Annotated in this window: 16 protein-coding genes and 1 riboswitch; of the genes, 2 read left to right on the forward strand and 14 right to left on the reverse strand. The window is 70.3% G+C overall.

Annotated elements, in window-relative coordinates:
* Positions 1–24: 24 nt before the first annotated feature.
* From IE278_RS29265 to IE278_RS29275, 3 genes are all read right to left on the reverse strand, one after another.
* Entirely contained in the window at positions 25–1,194 is a 1,170-nt protein-coding gene (locus tag IE278_RS29265; RefSeq protein ID WP_189776259.1) for a cysteine desulfurase family protein, read from the reverse strand.
* Positions 1,195–1,297: 103 nt separating this feature from the next.
* Positions 1,298–1,510, reverse strand: coding sequence for a DUF4190 domain-containing protein (locus IE278_RS29270; RefSeq protein ID WP_407135862.1), 213 nt, complete (start codon positions 1,508–1,510; stop codon positions 1,298–1,300).
* A gap of 113 nt (positions 1,511–1,623) precedes the next feature.
* Complete coding sequence (locus IE278_RS29275) at positions 1,624–1,788, reverse strand: hypothetical protein (RefSeq protein WP_189776261.1); 165 nt, start codon at positions 1,786–1,788, stop codon at positions 1,624–1,626.
* Between the two features lie 136 nt (positions 1,789–1,924).
* Between IE278_RS29275 and IE278_RS29280 the strand changes: the two genes are divergently transcribed.
* Positions 1,925–2,551 carry a TetR family transcriptional regulator gene (locus IE278_RS29280; protein ID WP_189776262.1) on the forward strand — a complete coding sequence of 209 codons (627 nt, stop codon included), beginning with the start codon at positions 1,925–1,927 and terminating at the stop codon, positions 2,549–2,551.
* A gap of 601 nt (positions 2,552–3,152) precedes the next feature.
* Here IE278_RS29280 and IE278_RS29285 read toward each other — a convergent pair.
* From IE278_RS29285 to IE278_RS29335, 11 genes are all read right to left on the reverse strand, one after another.
* Positions 3,153–4,124, reverse strand: coding sequence for a helix-turn-helix transcriptional regulator (locus IE278_RS29285; protein ID WP_189776263.1), 972 nt, complete (start codon positions 4,122–4,124; stop codon positions 3,153–3,155).
* An 18-nt stretch (positions 4,125–4,142) separates the two neighbouring features.
* Entirely contained in the window at positions 4,143–5,009 is an 867-nt protein-coding gene (locus IE278_RS29290; RefSeq protein WP_189776264.1) for a thioesterase family protein, read from the reverse strand.
* Between the two features lie 123 nt (positions 5,010–5,132).
* On the reverse strand, positions 5,133–5,795 hold the full coding sequence (locus IE278_RS29295; protein ID WP_189776265.1) for a trimeric intracellular cation channel family protein: 663 nt from the start codon (positions 5,793–5,795) through the stop codon (positions 5,133–5,135).
* A 94-nt stretch (positions 5,796–5,889) separates the two neighbouring features.
* Positions 5,890–7,158, reverse strand: coding sequence for an ABC transporter ATP-binding protein (locus IE278_RS29300; RefSeq protein ID WP_308434950.1), 1,269 nt, complete (start codon positions 7,156–7,158; stop codon positions 5,890–5,892).
* A gap of 23 nt (positions 7,159–7,181) precedes the next feature.
* A complete protein-coding gene (locus tag IE278_RS29305; protein ID WP_189776267.1) occupies positions 7,182–8,279 on the reverse strand; it encodes an ABC transporter ATP-binding protein in 1,098 nt (365 codons plus the stop codon).
* On the reverse strand, positions 8,276–9,274 hold the full coding sequence (locus IE278_RS29310) for an ABC transporter permease (RefSeq protein ID WP_189776300.1): 999 nt from the start codon (positions 9,272–9,274) through the stop codon (positions 8,276–8,278). The genes IE278_RS29305 and IE278_RS29310 overlap by 4 nt, the downstream gene beginning before the upstream one ends.
* A gap of 117 nt (positions 9,275–9,391) precedes the next feature.
* Positions 9,392–11,182 (reverse strand): ABC transporter substrate-binding protein, encoded by a 1,791-nt coding sequence (locus IE278_RS29315; protein WP_189776268.1) that lies wholly within the window; start codon positions 11,180–11,182, stop codon positions 9,392–9,394.
* 61 nt (positions 11,183–11,243) lie between these two features.
* Entirely contained in the window at positions 11,244–12,257 is a 1,014-nt protein-coding gene (locus tag IE278_RS29320) for an ABC transporter permease (RefSeq protein ID WP_189776269.1), read from the reverse strand.
* Between the two features lie 383 nt (positions 12,258–12,640).
* On the reverse strand, positions 12,641–13,432 hold the full coding sequence (locus tag IE278_RS29325) for an enhanced serine sensitivity protein SseB C-terminal domain-containing protein (protein WP_189776270.1): 792 nt from the start codon (positions 13,430–13,432) through the stop codon (positions 12,641–12,643).
* Between the two features lie 261 nt (positions 13,433–13,693).
* Positions 13,694–14,479 carry an enhanced serine sensitivity protein SseB gene (locus tag IE278_RS29330; RefSeq protein WP_189776301.1) on the reverse strand — a complete coding sequence of 262 codons (786 nt, stop codon included), beginning with the start codon at positions 14,477–14,479 and terminating at the stop codon, positions 13,694–13,696.
* 50 nt (positions 14,480–14,529) lie between these two features.
* Complete coding sequence (locus IE278_RS29335; RefSeq protein WP_189776271.1) at positions 14,530–15,216, reverse strand: AAA family ATPase; 687 nt, start codon at positions 15,214–15,216, stop codon at positions 14,530–14,532.
* A 193-nt stretch (positions 15,217–15,409) separates the two neighbouring features.
* Positions 15,410–15,525, forward strand: a riboswitch (glycine riboswitch).
* A gap of 163 nt (positions 15,526–15,688) precedes the next feature.
* Here IE278_RS29335 and gcvT point away from each other — a divergent pair.
* Positions 15,689–16,816, forward strand: coding sequence for a glycine cleavage system aminomethyltransferase GcvT (gene gcvT, locus IE278_RS29340; protein ID WP_189776272.1), 1,128 nt, complete (start codon positions 15,689–15,691; stop codon positions 16,814–16,816).
* Positions 16,817–16,897 lie beyond the last annotated feature (81 nt).

The raw sequence follows: 16,897 nt of genomic DNA on the forward strand, positions 1-16,897 counted from the left end.
ACGGGCAGGGCCCCGGCGAGACGCCTAGCTCAGGCCCGCCGTCCGGGCCCTCTCCACCGCCGGGCCGATCGCCTTCCCCACCGCCTCCACGTCCGCCTCCGTCGACGTGTGGCCGAGGGAGAAGCGGAGGGTGCCGCGGGCCAGGTCCGGGTCGGTGCCGGTGGCGAGGAGGACGTGGCTGGGCTGGGCCACACCCGCCGTGCACGCGGAGCCCGTTGAGCACTCGATGCCCTGGGCGTCGAGCAGCAGGAGCAGGGAGTCGCCCTCGCAGCCCGGGAACGTGAAGTGGGCGTTCGCCGGCAGGCGGCCCCCGTCCGCCGGGTCGCCGCCGAGGATCGCGTCCGGCACGGCCGCGCGTACCGCGTCGACCAGGTCGTCGCGCAGCGAGCCGATCTCCCGGTCGAACCACTCCCGCTGGTCGGCGGCGGTCCGGCCCGCGACGGCGAACGCGGCGACGGCCGGTACGTCGAGGGTGCCGGACCGGACATGGCGTTCCTGGCCACCGCCGTGCAGGACCGGTACGGGGCTGTACTCGCGGCCGAGCAGCAGCGCCCCGATGCCGTACGGGCCGCCGATCTTGTGCCCCGAGACGGTCATCGCGGCGAGTCCCGAGGCTGCGAAGTCGACAGGGACCTGGCCGAATGCCTGGACGGCGTCCGCGTGCAGCGGGATCTCGAACTCCCCCGCCACATCCGCGAGTTCACGGACCGGCATGATCGTGCCGATCTCGTTGTTCGCCCACATGACGGTCGCGAGGGCGACGTCGTCGGGGTTGCGGGCGATGGCCTCGCGCAGGGCGTCGGGGTGGACGCGGCCGTACCGGTCGACGGGAAGGTACTCGACCGTGGCGCCCTCGTGCTCGCCGAGCCAGTGGACGGCGTCGAGGACGGCGTGGTGTTCGACGGGGCTGGCCAGGACCCGGGTGCGGGCCGGGTCGGCGTCGCGGCGGGACCAGTACAGGCCCTTCACGGCGAGGTTGTCGGCCTCCGTGCCGCCGGAGGTGAAGACCACCTCGCTGGGGCGGGCACCCAGGGATTCCGCCAGGGTCTCCCGGGATTCCTCGACCGTGCGGCGGGCGCGGCGGCCGGCCGCGTGCAGGGAGGAGGCGTTGCCCGTGACGGCGAACTGGGCGGTCATTGCCAGGGCCGCCTCCGGAAGCATGGGGGTGGTCGCGGCGTGGTCGAGGTATGCCATGGTGAGCCCGATTCTAGGGCCCGCTCTCGACCGACTTGGTCAGGCGGGGGCTGTTTGCGCCCGCTCCGCGGTCCGCGCCGGGCCCACCTGAGCCCGGCCGGGCTCAGAAACTCCAGGACAGGGTGTTGTCCGCCGACATGAACGCGAGCAGCACCACGAGGTCGGCGACGCCGAGACCGAGGCCCAGGAAGGCGCGTCCGCGGCGGGTGGTGCCCCGGAAGAGGGCCGTCGCGGCCAGGACGATCGAGACCGGGCCGAGGACGACGTTCAGAGCGAGCAGGCCGACCAGGCCGAGGATGAAGGACGCGACGGCCATGCCGTCGGCGTCACGGGCGGCGCTTCGGCGGCGCGGGGCGGCGGTGGTGAGTTCCATGGGTCTGCTCCCAGCAGGCAGTCGTACGTGGACAGGTGGCGTGCGGGGCGGACGGTTCAGACCGAGGTCCCGCGGCGGCGGCCGTGGCGTTCGCGGATCGCGAAGACGGTCAGCCAGACGCCGATGACCGCGGCGGCCACGACGGTGAAGGAGAGCGGTGCGTGGGCCACGGTGCCCAGCACGACGCCCAGCAGCAGAAGGGCTGCGACGAGGAACAGCATGGGTCGCCTCTCGTGTCTCGTTTCGCGCTTCTCGTTACGGTTCGGTGAACGATTGTGGCAACAGTTGTTCACTGACTCTGGAGTCTAGCGCGTCGACGACTTTCCCCGCACGGAGAACAGTTGTTTACTGCATGGCATGAGTCACAGTCTTGGCGTCCGGCAGGCCCAGAAGCAGAAGACCCGACAGGCGTTCCTGGACGCCGCGTTGGGCCTGCTTGCGGAGCAGAGCCTCAGCAGTCTGGGCCTGCGCGAGGTCACCCGGGCCGTCGGCGTCGCCCCGACCGCCTTCTACCGGCACTTCCACTCGACCGCGGACCTCGGTGTCGCCCTGGTCGAGGAGGCACTGGGCAGCCTGCACCCGATGATCTCCGGCACGGTCTCCACCGCCGATGACAGCGACCAGCGCATAGACCGGGCCGTCGCCCTGATCGCCCGTCATGTGCGCGAGCATCCGGCGCACATCCGGTTCATCGCCCGCGAGCGCAACGGGGGTGTGCAGAAGGTCCGGGCCGCGATCGCGGAGCAGATGGACCGGTTCGCCGACGAGGTGCGGGCCGAACTGGCCAAGCAGGCCGAGTCGGACGGCTGGAGCGACGACGATCTGCTGATGCTCGCCGGGCTCTACGTCGACCAGATGCTGATGACCGCCAGCGCCTTCCTGGAGGCGGACCCGGACGACCCGGCCGAGGAGGACCGGGTGGCCCGGGTGGCGAGGCGCCGGATGCGGCTGATCAGCATCGGCCGCCGCCACTGGCTGGGCTGACGCCCGCCCCCGACGCTGCCCCGCCTCCTCCCCCAGGGCCGCGCCCCTAGCCCTGCGCCTGCTGACTCTGCTGTGCCTGACCCTGGCTCTGGCCGCCCTGTCCTTGAGGGCCACCGCCGCCCGGCCCGCAGCCGCCGCCCTGGCCGCCGGGACCACCGCTCGGCATCCCCGAAGGCATACCCGAAGGCATCCCGGAAGGCGCGCCCGACGGGGCTTTCCCCGTGGCCGCGCCGGACGGTGCTCCCGAAGGCGTTCCCGAGGGCGCCCCGGACGGCATGCCCGACGGGGCCCCGCTCGGCCGCCCGGACGCGCCCCCGCCCGGCCCGCCCGACGGAGGCTGACAACTCGCCTGCGCCGACGTTCCGTTGCCGCCGTCAGACGAGGAGTCGCCCGAGCCGCAGGCCGTCAGCAGGAGTGGCGCGAGGGCCAGCAGGGCGACGGCGGGGACGTGGCGTACACGCTTCATGAGAGCGACTCCGTTGCATGAGATCAATGAGATCAGTCTGAGAAACACATGCAACCAACCATCCATAGGCCCCGCTTGGGCCCGCGCTGTGCCCCGCCTGTGGTGAGGGCAAAGGACGGCTCAACTCCCCCGCCCCTACCGCCCGTACAGCTCCGCGACGGAGGCCGCCACCCGCGCCAACTCCTCGCGCACCCCGAGCGGTGAGAGGACCTCCAGCCGGTCCCCGAAGGCGAGCAGCGGGCGCGCCTCGCCCACGACCCCGTACGCGAGCCGCGCCACGACCCACTCGCTCGTACCGTCGTCCTCGGGCGGCTCGGTGAGCGTGCCGCCGTGCAGGCGCAGGAACAGGTCGAACCGGTCGCGCCGTACCCGCACGGTCACATCGATCCCGCCGGGCCGCTCCTCGACCTCGCGCCGCAACGCCTGCCAGGCGTCGGCCAGTTCCACTCCGGGCCGCCGCCGCACGGGCGCGTCGGTGAGCCGGGCCGAGCGCACCCGGTCGGCCCGGAAGAGCCGGGGCCTGCCGCGCCGGTCGGCCACGAGGTACCAGACGCCCGCCTTGGCGACGAGCCCGTACGGGTCCACGGTGTACGTACGCGGCTCGGTGTCGCCGCCGTGGCGATAGCTCATCCGCAGCCTGCGGTCGGCGAACACGGCGTCCTGGAGCACCCCGAGGTCGACGACGGCCCGGGGCCCGCCGTTCTTGCCCGTGGTCCAGCGCGTGGCGTCGACGAGGATGCGGCGGCTGGTCACCTCGGCGGCGGGCCGGTGCGGCTCCGGCAGCGCGGCCATCACCTTGCGCAGCGCGGAACCGAGGGCCGCGTCGAGGCCGAGCGCGGTGTGGGCCCCCTGTGCGGCCAGCACGAACAGGGCGCGCGACTCGTCGGCGGTGAGCCCGGTGACGTCCGTACGGAATCCGGCGAGCAGTTCGATCCCGCCGTGCCGGCCGCGCTCGGCGTAGACCGGGACGCCGGCGGCGGACAGCGCCTCGACGTCCCGGTAGATGGTCCGCACCGACACTTCGAGCCGCTCGGCGAGTTCGGGCGCGGGCACCCGGCCACGGGTCTGCAGCAGCAGCAGAATGGACAGCAGCCGATCGGACTTCACACCCTCAGGGTACGAAGGTCAGCCGAGCCGTACCCGGGCCAGCTGGCGCGACTGGGCGACGAGGCGGTCCGCGCTGTCCCAGACCTCGGCGTCCTCCTCCAGGAAACCGCCCGCGAGGTTGCGGGTGGTGATGGCGATCCGCAGCGGGCCCGGCGCCGGACGGGCGCGCACGTGCACGGTCAGCTCGACGGTGGGCACCCAGCCGCTCAGGCCGAGTTCGAAGGCGGTCGGCGGCAGCGCGTCCACCGCGAGGAGCAGCGAGAGGGGGTCGGCGTCGCGGCCGTCGGCGAGGCCGAACCAGGCGCGCATCTCGCCCCGGCCGGACGGCGCTCCGAGGGCCCAGCCGAGCGTGCCCGGGTCGAGCTTGAGCATCAGCCGGTCGGCGATGGCCGAACTGCCGGGGACGGGGGCGCCGTCGGGGCTGTCCGAGGCGCCGAAGCACTGGTCGATCGGCGGGATCGCGGGCGGCGTCGCGGTCGTACGGACGTCATCGGGCAGGCTGTCGAGGTCCCCGTACGAGGCGAGGACGCGGATCCGCTCGACCTCGTGGCCTTCGTCGTCGTACTGGAAGAGGGACGCCTGGCCGGTGGAGAGGGTGCGACCGGTGCGTACGACGTCGGTGCGCACGACCGCGGGGCCCGGGCGGGAGGCCGTCAGGTAGTGCGCGGAGACCGTGAACGGGTCGGGGTGCGGCAGGGCGTCGGCGAGCGCGCGGCCCAGGACGGCGAGGAGGTAGCCGCCGTTGACGGCGCTGATGATCGTCCACCCGGCGGACAGGTCGATGTCGTAGACGCCGGGTTCGCGTCGGGTGACCGCGGTGTCGCGGTCGAACTCGCTGTCGCCGATCCTGGACCGCAGCGCGTGCGCGGAAGCTGCTTCTGGCATGGATGAACGGTACAACAGGTAATTACTAAGCGGTAGCTTTCCCCGTTTCGATCACATGAACTCGGACCGGCCCGCTCCCGCACCTATCCCCGAACCTCTCCGGCACCTCTCCCCCACCCCGACTCACTCCGGCACCTCCACCGCCGTCGAGCGGCGGTGCCACGCCCGGGGCGCGCGCCAGTGGTACCGCATCGCGAGCAGCCGCAGCGCGAAGGCCGTCACGACCGCGAGCCCCGAGGTGAACGGGCTCAGCGCGTCGTAGCGGATGCACAGGGCGACCATCGTGGCGCCGACGATGGCGGGCACGGCGTACAGGTCGCGGTCCCAGCGCAGCAGCGAGGGCACCTCGTTGGCGAGGACGTCCCGCAGCACACCGCCGCCGACAGCCGTGGCGAGGCCCAGGGTCACGGAAGCGGTGAGGCCGAGCCCGTACTCGTACGCCTTCGTCGTGCCGGAGACGCAGAAGAGGCCGAGGCCGGCGGCGTCGAAGACGTTCACCCCCAGCTGGATGCGTTCCACCTCGGGGTGGAGGAAGAACACGAGCAGGGTGGCGAGGAGCGGGGTGAGGAAGTACCCGAGGTCCGTGAAGGCCGCGGGCGGCACGGCTCCGATGATCAGGTCCCGGAACAGGCCGCCACCCAGCGCGGTGACCTCCGCGAGGACGGCGATGCCGAAGACGTCGAAGTTCTTGCGCACGGCCAGCAGCGCGCCGGAGATCGCGAAGAAGAAGATGCCGACGAGTTCGAGCGTGTGCTGGACGGAGGGCGTGAAGAGTTGCTGGAGCACCTCTGCATTCTCACCCAGCACACAGCCCCCGCCTTACATTGCAAGGCGGGGGCTCGGTGTTACTTGTCTTACTTCTCTTGCTTACTTCTCCTGCCTACTTCTCCTTGGCGGGAGCCTCGTCCTCGGGCGCGGCCACGGCCGACGTCTCGGTGACGACAGGCTTCTCGGTCACGGCCGGCTTCTCGGCCGGCGTGGCCGTGACCTCCGCCGCCACCGCGGCCGAGGTCGCCGCGGACTCCGCGAGGACCTCGTCGGCCACCAGCTCCGCCGCCTGCTTCGCGACGGTCAGCAGCACGGTGTCCTGCGGTGCCTGGTCCTCGAAGTTCTCGGGGTGGTGGCAGGCGACCTGCTGACCGGGCTTCAGCTCCAGGAGCGGCGGCTCGGTCGTCTTGCAGATCTCCGTGGCCTTCCAGCACCGCGTGTGGAAGCGGCAGCCGCTCGGCGGTGAGATCGGCGAGGGCACGTCACCCTGGAGCAGGATGCGCTCGCTCTTGGCCGACTTGCGCCGCGGGTCCGGGATCGGCACGGCCGACATGAGCGCCTTGGTGTACGGGTGCATCGGCGCCTTGTACAGCGAGTCGCGGTCGGCCAGCTCGACGATCTTGCCGAGGTACATCACGGCGATACGGTCCGAGACATGGCGTACGACGGACAGGTCGTGCGCGATGATCACGTACGTGAGGCCGAGCTCCTGCTGGAGGTCGTCCAGCAGGTTCACCACCTGCGCCTGGATCGACACGTCGAGCGCGGAGACCGGCTCGTCCGCCACGACCATCTTCGGGTTGAGCGCGAGCGCGCGGGCGATGCCGATGCGCTGGCGCTGGCCGCCGGAGAACTCGTGGGGGTAGCGGTTGTAGTGCTCGGGGTTGAGCCCGACCACCGACAGCAGCCGCTGGACCTCCTTCTTGACACCGCCCTCGGGCGTGACGCCCTGGAGCTTGAAGGGGGCGCTGATGATCGTGCCGATGGTGTGGCGCGGGTTCAGCGACGAGTACGGGTCCTGGAAGATCATCTGGACGTCACGGCGCATCGGGCGCATCGCGCCCACCCCGAGGTGCGTGATGTCCTTGCCCTCGAACTCGACCTTGCCCGCGGTCGGTTCGAGCAGCCGCGTGATCAGCCGGCCCATCGTCGACTTGCCGCAGCCGGACTCGCCCACGACGCCCAGGGTCTCGCCGGACTTGACCTCGAAGTCGAGGCCGTCGACCGCCCGCACCGCGCCGACCTGCCGCTGGAGCAGGCCCTTGCGGATCGGGAAGTGCTTCTGCAGCCCGGTCACCTTGAGGAGCGTCTCGCCGGGAGCGGCGTCCCTGTTGAGGGTCGCACCCGCGGCCACGCCTTCGCGCTGTGCGGAGTTGGCCACTGGTTTGTCCTCTGCTTTGTCACTCACAGCTTCGGCGCAATCTCTTCGGTCCAGATCCGTTCCCGCTGCTCCTGCGTCATGTGGCAGGCGGCCCAGTGCCGGCCGCCGACCTGGGCCAGCTCCGGACGGACCGTGCGGGTGACGTTGTCCTTGGGTACGTCCGCGTAGGCGCAGCGCGGGTTGAAGGCGCAGCCCGTCGGCAGGTTGATCAGCGAGGGCGGGGAGCCCTTGACCGGGATCAGCCGTTCGGTCTGCTCGCGGTCGAGCCGCGGCATGGAACCCAGCAGACCCCAGGTGTAGGGGTGCTTGGGCTCGTAGAAGACCTTCTCGGCCGGACCCCGCTCGATGCAGCGCCCGCCGTACATCACCAGGATGTCGTCGGAGAGTTCGGCGACGACGCCCAGGTCGTGGGTGATGACGATGACCGCGGAGCCGAACTCCTTCTGCAGGTCCCGGATGAGGTCGAGGATCTGCGCCTGGACGGTCACGTCCAGGGCGGTCGTCGGCTCGTCCGCGATCAGCAGTTCGGGGTTGTTGACCAGCGACATCGCGATCATCGCGCGCTGGCGCATACCGCCGGAGAACTCGTGCGGGTAGCTGTCCACCCGCTTGTCCGGCTGCGGGATGCCGACGCGGTCGAGCATCTCGACGGCCCGCCTGCGGGCCGTCTTCTTGTCGACCTTGTGGTGGATGCGGTACGCCTCCACGATCTGCTGACCGATCGTGTAGTACGGGTGCAGCGCCGACAGCGGGTCCTGGAAGATCATCGCCATCTCGCGGCCACGGAGCTTGCGCACGTGGTCGGGGTCGGCGGTGAGCAGTTCCGTGCCGTCCAGCCAGATCTCGCCGGAGATCTGGGCCTTGCGCTTGCCGTACTGGCCGGTCGTGTGCAGGCCCATGATGCCGAGCGAGGTCACCGACTTGCCCGAACCCGACTCGCCCACGATGCCGAGGGTCTTGCCCTTCTCCAGCGTGAAGCTGAGTCCGTCGACGGACTTGACCAGTCCGTCGTCGGTCGGGAAGTGCACCTTGAGGTCGCGGACTTCGAGGAAGGCGGAGGGCGCGGGCGAGTCCTTGACGGGCTCCCCCACAGCGGCTCCGCTCTTGCTGAGTTCGGTCATGAGAGCCTCACTCGGGGGTCGATCACGGCGTACAGCAGGTCCACCAGCAGGTTCGCGATGATCACCGCGAGCGAGGTGATCAGCGTGACGCCCAGGATGACGGGCAGGTCCTTGTCGCTGATCGCCGTGAGGACGGCCTGGCCGAGGCCGGGAAGGCTGAAGGTGGTCTCGGTGAGGATCGCGCCACCGATCAGCGCGCCGAGGTCCATGCCGAGCATGGTGAGGATCGGCGTCATGGTGGAACGCATCGCGTGCTTCCCGATGACGACGGGTTCGGTCAGCCCCTTGGCACGGGCCGTGCGGATGTAGTCCTCACCCAGGACCTCCATCATGGTGGCCCTGGTGATGCGGGCGTACATCGCGGCGTAGAGGAACGCGAGCGTGACCCAGGGGAGGATCATGCCGCCGAGCCAGCCGGTGAAGCTCTCCGACAGCGGTACGTACCGGCCGTCGATCCAGCCCAGTCCGTAGCTGAAGATCGCCAGCGACAGCATGCCGGTGAAGTAGATGGGGAGCGAGACGCCGCCGAGGGCGATGATCATCGCGCCGCGGTCCCAGAGGGAACCGCGCTTGAGCGCGGAGAGCACACCCGCCGCCACACCGAAGATCAGCCACAGGAAGGCGGCACCGAGCGCGAGACCCAGGGTCACCGGGAAGCGGTCGGTGAGCACCGGCCAGATGGCCTGCTCGTTGCGGAAGGAGTAGCCGAAGCAGGGCGCCGCGCACTCCGTGACGTCGCCGCCACCCGAGTACGTACGGCCTACGAACAGGCCTTTGAAGAACTCCCAGACCTGGGCGAAGATCGGGTCTGCCAGACCGAGCTTCTGCCGCACGGCCTCGATGGCCGCAGGGTCCGCCTGCTTGCCGACGAACATCGTGGCCGGGTCCACGCCCGCCCAGCGGGGGACGAGGAAGAAGATGCCGAAGACCACCAGAATGATGACCACCAGCATCACTGCGGCGGCGAAGAGCCGCCTGATGAGGTATGCGAGCACTGCTCTCGGCCCGGCGGCGGTGCCGCGGGCCACCGGAGGTCTTCCGGTGGCCCGCGGGTCACGCCGCGCCGGCCTTCACCTGCCTTTCGTGCCGTATGGCGGGTGCGCCGGTCGGTGTTACTTCTTCAGGCCGAGGTTGACGAAGTCGTACTGACCGCTGTAGCCGTCGGTCGTGTACACGTTCGCCAGCCGGTTGGAGCGCCAGTTGATGAACTTCTCGAAGACGAAGGGCAGGTAGTAACCGCCCTCCATGACCTTGTGGTTGATCTCCGTGGAGATCGCGGCCTTCTTCGTGTCGTCGAGCTCCTTGGTGTAGCTGTCAAAGAGTCCGTCGATCGTCTTGTCCTTGATCAGGGCGAAGTTGTTGTTGCCGCTCTCAAGGATGTAGTCGCTGCTCCACAGGGGCAGGCCGTAACCCTGGACGCTGGGGAAGTCGGGGCCCCAGCCCATGATGATGATGCCGTAGCCCTTCTTCTTCACGTTCGAGGGGCTACCGATGATGCCGGTGGTCTGGGCACCGTCGAACTGCTCGATGTCGACGGTGATGCCGACCTTCTTCAGCGAGGCCTGGAGGGACTCGGCGGTCGCGACCTCGACCGGCTTGTTGTTACGCACCGCGATGGTGGTCTTGAAGCCGTTCGGCTTGCCGCAGGCCTTGAGCTCTTCCTTGGCCTTGGCGGCGTTGCCGTTCTTGTTGGCCGTGGCCAGCTCGTACGGGTCGTACTTCTGGCCCTCGGAGCCCGGGACCGACGGCGGCAGCATGTTGGTACCGATGTCACCACCGGCGACCGGGCCGCCACGAGCGGTCTGGAGCGACTCGTGGTCGGCACCGTAGATCACGGCCTTGCGGCAGTGCTCGTTGTCGAACGGCTTGACGCTCTGCGGGAAGACCGCGTAGCGGATGTAGCCGGAGACCGGGTTGTCCAGGTTGGCCTTGTGCTGCTTCAGGGCGGTGGTGCGGCCCTGCGGGGAGAGACCGGTCTGGCCGATGTCCAGGTCGTAGTCGCCCTTGATCAGGCGCTGGTCCATGTCATTGGCGTTGGTGAAGAAGTCGACCGTGATCTTGTCCGGGTACGCCTTGCGGACGGGGTCCGAGGACGCCTTCCACTCGGTGTTGCGGACGAGCACGATGCCCTTGCTCGGCGTGTACGACTGGAACTTGTACGGGCCGGACGAGAACGGCTTCAGGCCGTACTTGGACTTGGTGTCCTTGTCCTGGCGGACCGGGGACGCCGAGGTCAGCGCGAGCATCTCCTCGAAGTCCGAGTTCGCCGCGGGAAGCTTGAAGATGATGGTCTTGTCGTCGGGCGTCTCGATCGCCTTCAGGCCGAGCTTGTCCGCCGACTTGTCCTTGTACGGGCCCTTGTACTCCTTCTTCGGGTCCAGGACCTGCTGAAGGTAGATGGGACCGCCGGAGAGCACGTCCTGCGCCCACGCGCGCTCGATGCCGTACTTGACGTCCTTGGAGGTGATGGGCTTGCCATCTTCCCAGGTCGAGCCCTCACGCAGCGTGTACTTGTAGGTCTTGCCGTCGTCCGAGATCTCCGCCGTCTTCTCGGCGAGGTCCGGCGTGACCTCGGCGCCCGTGGCACCCGGCGCCGTCTTGTTGGTCACCAGCTGGCGGCTGTAGTACCGGGAGAAGTTCCACATGAAGCCGTAGTAACCGCGGGTGGTGTCCCACGAGTCGGCATCCTGGGCGCCCGCGAACTTCAGCGTGCCGCCCTTCTTGGCGAGGGAGGCCTGGGCGACCTTGTTGTTCGCGGCGTCGAAGCCGGCCGCGCCGGTCTTCGAACCGCCCCCGTCGTCGTCGTTGCCGCCGCCGCACGCCGCCGTGGACAGCAGTGCAGCGACCACGGCTGCGGCGGCCACGGCCTGCTTGCGCCGCCCTGTGGTGCGTTGGGTACTCACTCGGATCCTCCGATATGTAGCGGCCCGTCGACAGATGACGGGCCCTTGGGGGTACGGCAGTTCAGCGGGAGCCCTTCGGGTCGAGCGCGTCACGCACGCCGTCACCGAAGAGGTTGAAGGAGAGCACCGTGATGAAGATCGCCACGCCCGGGATCACCATGTACATGGGATCCGACTCGTAGTAGTCGATCGCGGCGGAGAGCATCTGCCCCCACGAGGCGGTCGGCGGCTTGACGCCGACGCCCAGGAAGCTGAGCGCCGCCTCGGTGAGGATGTTGGTCGGGATCATCATCGTCGTGTAGACGATGATCGGAGCGACCAGGTTGGGCAGCAGCTCCTTGAACAGGATGTAGAACCGTCCGGCTCCGAGGCTGCGCGCGGCTTCGACGTACTCGCGTTCGCGCAGCGAGAGCGTCTGGCCGCGGACCACGCGGCCGACGTAGGGCCAGCCGAAGAAGCCGATGACCAGGATCATCACGAACAGGCGCACGCCCGTGCCGGTCAGACCGAGCATCTCGTTCGGCATGACCGAGACCAGCGCGATGATGAAGAGCAGCTGCGGGAAGGCCAGCAGACCGTCCATGACCCGGCTGACGGTCGCGTCGATCCAGCCGCCGAAGTAGCCGGCGAGTACACCGAGGATCGTGCCGAGCACCACGGCGACCAGGGCCGACAGGAAGCCGACCAGCAGGGAGATCCGGGCTCCGTAGATGATCCGGGCGAAGATGTCGCGGCCGCTGACGGGTTCGACACCGAAGAGGTGGTCCCCGCTGATGCCGCCGAAGGACCCGGTGGGGGTCGAGAAGAGCGGGTCGATCAGGTCCTCGTGGTGCGTCTCTGGATCCTGTCCGACCAGGTTGGCGATCACTGGAGCGAGCAGCGCGATCAGGATCAGCACGAGCACGACCATGCCGCCCGCGAGGGCCAGCTTGTCGCGCTTCAGGCGCTCCCAGGCGATGCGGCCGAGGGAACGTCCTTGTACCGCCTTCGCCTCGGCGGAGCCGGCAATGAGCGCCGCCTCGTCGGCCGCGCTCGGTGCGGCTTCAGCCGTCGGCTCGTGCAATGGTGCCGTCATCGTGGCAGGGACCCCTCTCAACCGGCGGTAGCCGGCCCACGCTTGCCGCTGTAGCGGCGTGATCAGTCCGTCGTACACATCAGGAGGTTTAAACCCCCTGGACCGGGAGTCTTCAACGCCTCGGTGATCTGAAGCCAGACTTGAAGGCGAATGGATGCGCAACCGTGATGCCGTCAGGAGGGTTCCGTTATCCGAACGCCGGGTAACGGGGGTCGGACACATGACACTTGGGGCGAAAGGGGCCCCGCAGCTCATTTACCCGCGTAGATCGGGACATTCCGCCCAGCGGCGGTACGGGTGTGAGAGCGGATGCTCCACTGGGTGGACTCCACCTGACGGACCGCGGCCACCCCGAGGGATGGACGCCGTCCCTCCAGATCATCTCAGTACGTGCCGGGGAACCCGTAACCGCCCGCCGCCGGCGCCTGGACGGGAGCCGCGTGCGCCTCCCGGTCGTAGAACGGCCGCGCGTTGGCGCGCAGCCACAGAGCCACCGGGTCGTACGCGTCGGACATCGCGACGGTCGACACCGGCAGCCCGTCCGGCACCGCGCCGATCGACTGCTGCATCATCGCCCGCACCGAGTCCACGGCCGGCGGGCTGGTGTCGTACACATCAAGCCCGATGGCGAGGTACGGGGCTCCGAGCGCGGGCTGCACCCAGGCGCGGCGCAGCGAGCGGACGGCTGCCGTCCGGTGCGCGTTCTGGGTGAGCAGGGCGTAGAACTGCGGGATCTCGATGCCCGGTTCGGACAGCCGCAGCGGACCCGCGGGCTGCCGCTCCAGACCGGTGGCGATGCGCCGCAGGTCCAGCCAGGGGATGCCGACGCCGCCGCCCGGCGCGTGCGGGTTCAGCCAGAGGCCGTAGTGGTCGGGGTAGAGGGTGCGGGCCACGTCGAGCCCGTCGACCACCTCGTACGAACGGTTCCAGCCGCTGGCCGAGAGCTCCTGGGCGGAGGTCACACAGGGGGCGTAGCCGAAGCCGTCGACCTCCATGTTCCCGTACTGGGCGTCGGGCGAGCCCGCCTGGCCGTGCCAGAGGAGCATCCACACCTGGCCGGACGGCGGGGTCGCGAGCGCGCGAAGGAGCGCCTCGTAGGCGTCGTAACGCCCGGGCGTCACCTGGCGCAGCATGTGCTCGACCTGCCCGGCCGCGGCCGTGCCCGACGCGCTCACCTTCTACCGCCCCTTCGCGACATCACTGACATACGGGTCCATTCGGTGAGGTGCGCGTTCACTTGAACATCGCACCACCCCGACCGAGCCATGAAACCAGCTTAAGTGGCGATCCCGACAGCACCGTTGCGCTCCGCCGGGTTTGGCGATTCGGGCTCGGGACTCTCTGTGCGCTGTCGGGTGCGGGCCGTGTGGGGCGGCCACGCCCCGCGGCGGAGCCGCACCACGAAGCGGCCCCGCGCCCCTTCGGGCCCGGCCCGTCTAGAAGGCCCGGGTGTAGAACGGGCGCACCTTTTCCCTGAGCCAGTCCGCCACCGGGTCCTGGGCCACGTCCAGGAAGACCAGGCTCACGGGGTGGGGCACGGGAATCCGGCCCAGGGCCCGGCCCAGGGCGTCCAGGGGGAGGGCGCGTGCGTTCTCGTCCCAGTGGGTCGCCTCCACGCCGACGAACATCACCGTGTCGCCGCCCTCGATGCTCGCCAGACAGCGCCGGGCGCTCGCCACCACGCCGGTCGCGTCGAACTCCGCCGAGGCCGCGGCCAGGAAGTCCACCGGGTCGTCCTGCCAGTCGGGCTGGAACAGCCGGACCCGGCCGCCGCTCGCGGGCCCGTCCAGCTCGGTCCGGCCGGCCCGGCACAGCTCGGCGACGGCCCCCGGGGGCAGCGGTATGCCCACCGTGCCGTCCGGGTTCAGCACGATGCCGACCTGGGGCGGCAGACCGCGCGCGAACTCCACGGCGGGCGCCACCGTGTACGCCATGTGGTCACCGACGACCTGGCGGAACTGCTGCTCCGAGGTGAAGACCGGCACGTACGCCTGCCCGCCCAGCTCCATCGTGGGCAGGTCGAGCGGGCCGCTGTGCGGGCCGCCCCCCTCGGGCAGCGGCACCCAGATGAAGCTGCGCCCGAGGGTCTCCACGATCCGGGCCCCCGTCGAGGCCGACGGAGGCAGCCCCAGGGAGGCCGCGAGCACCTCCTCCACCTCGTTGCCCGGCCACCCCGTGTGGGGGTGCGCGTGTGCCGGAATGTCCTGTGCCCGGAAGTCCATCTCCACCGCCTGCTCCAACCGCCGTGTGCGGTTGACGAGGTTAGTCGCCGTCAGTCGCCGAAATCGATGCGGCGCAGTACGTCCGCCGCGGCACGGTCGACGAGCACCGCGGAACCGCAGCCGTCCGGGAGGTCGCCCTTCTCCACGGACCGCAGCAGCCGGGCGACCGCGCCGCGGTGGCGCGCGAACGCGTACCGCGACACCCCCCGGCCGCGCTCGCGCTGACCGTCGAGGGCCGTGCCGGGATCGACGTCGAGGAGCAGCAGGTGCAGGGTGCCGCCGCGGCGCCGGGCGTCCCGGGCGAGCCAGTCGCGCACCCAGGCCTGCGTACCGCAGTCGTGCACGACGACGCCCTCCCCCGAGCGCAGGGCCCGGCGCAGGCCCGCGTAGTGCGCGGCGCGGACGAGGGGCCGGTAGACGGCGTACGGCAGGAAGCGGGCCAGGCGCGCGTCCCAGCGGTCGCGGGTGTCCTGGGAGTCGATGCGGCGGCCGGTCACCGCCCGGCGCATCAGGGTCGATTTGCCGCTGCCCGGCAGCCCCGTGACCACCACCAGGTCGGCCGCGCCGAAGCGCAGACCGTGCGGGCTGTGCCCCGAGCGGGCCCGTAGATCGCGGACGACGGGCGTCACCAACGGGTCGCACGCCTCCCTGGCCGGAGCGGGTGGCTGCTTGGGCAGCGCGATGCCCGTGCCGGTCGCGTACGCCGTGGTCCTGTTCACCCTGATCGTCCTCCCCATGGGGTCGGCAGACCCATCTCCATCGAGTGTAAAGAGAAGGTAATGCGCTGGTCCCCCCGTTTCTGTTCTTGTCCTGCCACAGCCCCGTCACAGATCCCTGTGAACACCCTGGCCACCGGTCCGGACACCGCGCGGCCCCCTCCCCGGGCCGGGGGCGTGCAATGATGTGCCCGCCAACTGCATACCGGCCGCTTGAATCCGCGCGGGAGAGTTCCGGGAACATGTACACGCAGGTGTACGAGTGCCCGGGCGCCGAAGGAGCAAGTCCCTCCCTTGAATCTCTCAGGCCCCCGTTACCGCGCGGACGAGGCACATCTGAAAAGCGGGCCGCCCCCTGACCGCCAGGGCGTCGGCCCCACCCAAGGTGCAAGTCAGTGACCCCCGTATTCACCGGTGGACACGGCGAACCTCTCAGGTTCCGATGACAGATGGGGAGGAACGACCTCGCCGTCATGCCTTGGGAGCCCCGCCGATGAGCAGCAACACCCCCGTCGAACCGCGCCGTACCGCCCTCGATGCCCTGCATCGCTCGCTGGGCGCGACCATGACCGACTTCGCGGGCTGGGACATGCCGCTGCGATACGGTTCCGAGCGCGACGAGCACCTCGCCGTGCGGACCCGGGCCGGTCTCTTCGACCTCTCGCACATGGGCGAGATCACGGTGAGCGGCCCGCAGGCCGCAGCGCTCCTCGACTTCGCGCTGGTCGGCAACATCGGCGGTGTGAAGACCGGCCGCGCCCGCTACACCATGATCTGCCGGGCCGACGGCGGCATCCTCGACGACCTGATCGTCTACCGCCTCGCCGACACCGAGTACATGGTCGTGGCGAACGCCTCCAACGCCCAGGTGGTCCTGGACGCCCTCACGGAGCGCGCCGAGGGCTTCGACGCCGAGGTGCGCGACGACCGGGACGCCTACGCCCTGCTCGCCGTACAGGGGCCCGAGTCCCCCGGCATCCTGAAGTCCCTCACCGACGCCGACCTGGACGGCCTGAAGTACTACGCGGGCCTGCCCGGCACCGTCGCGGGCGTCCCCGCCCTGATCGCCCGCACCGGTTACACCGGCGAGGACGGCTTCGAGCTGTTCGTGGCCCCGGCCGACGCCGAGAAGCTGTGGCAGGCGCTGACCGACGCGGGAGCCGCCGCCGGGCTCGCCCCCTGCGGCCTGTCCTGCCGCGACACCCTGCGCCTGGAAGCGGGCATGCCGCTGTACGGGCACGAGCTGAGCACCTCCCTCACCCCGTTCGACGCGGGTCTCGGCCGGGTCGTGAAGTTCGAGAAGGAGGGCGACTTCGTGGGACGCGAGGCGCTGTCCGCCGCCGCCGCCCGCGCCGAGTCGCAGCCCCCGCGCGTCCTGGTCGGCCTGATCGCCGAGGGCCGCCGGGTCCCGCGCGCCGGCTACCCCGTCGTCGCCGACGGCCAGGTGATCGGCGAGGTCACCTCCGGCGCGCCCTCGCCGACGCTCGGCAGGCCGATCGCGATGGCGTACGTCGACGCGGAGCACTCCGCGCCCGGCACGACCGGTGTGGGCGTGGACATCCGGGGCAGCCACGAGCCGTACGAGGTCGTGGCACTGCCGTTCTACAAGCGCCAGAAGTGACACTGGTCGGCGAAGCCCGGCCGTAAGAAGTGACTCTGGGCACATCCGCCCAGCTCACCCGCACTCCCCCTGCATCAGCAC

Origin of the sequence: Streptomyces tauricus (assembly GCF_014650955.1) — a bacterium.
Taxonomy (GTDB): domain Bacteria; phylum Actinomycetota; class Actinomycetes; order Streptomycetales; family Streptomycetaceae; genus Streptomyces; species Streptomyces tauricus.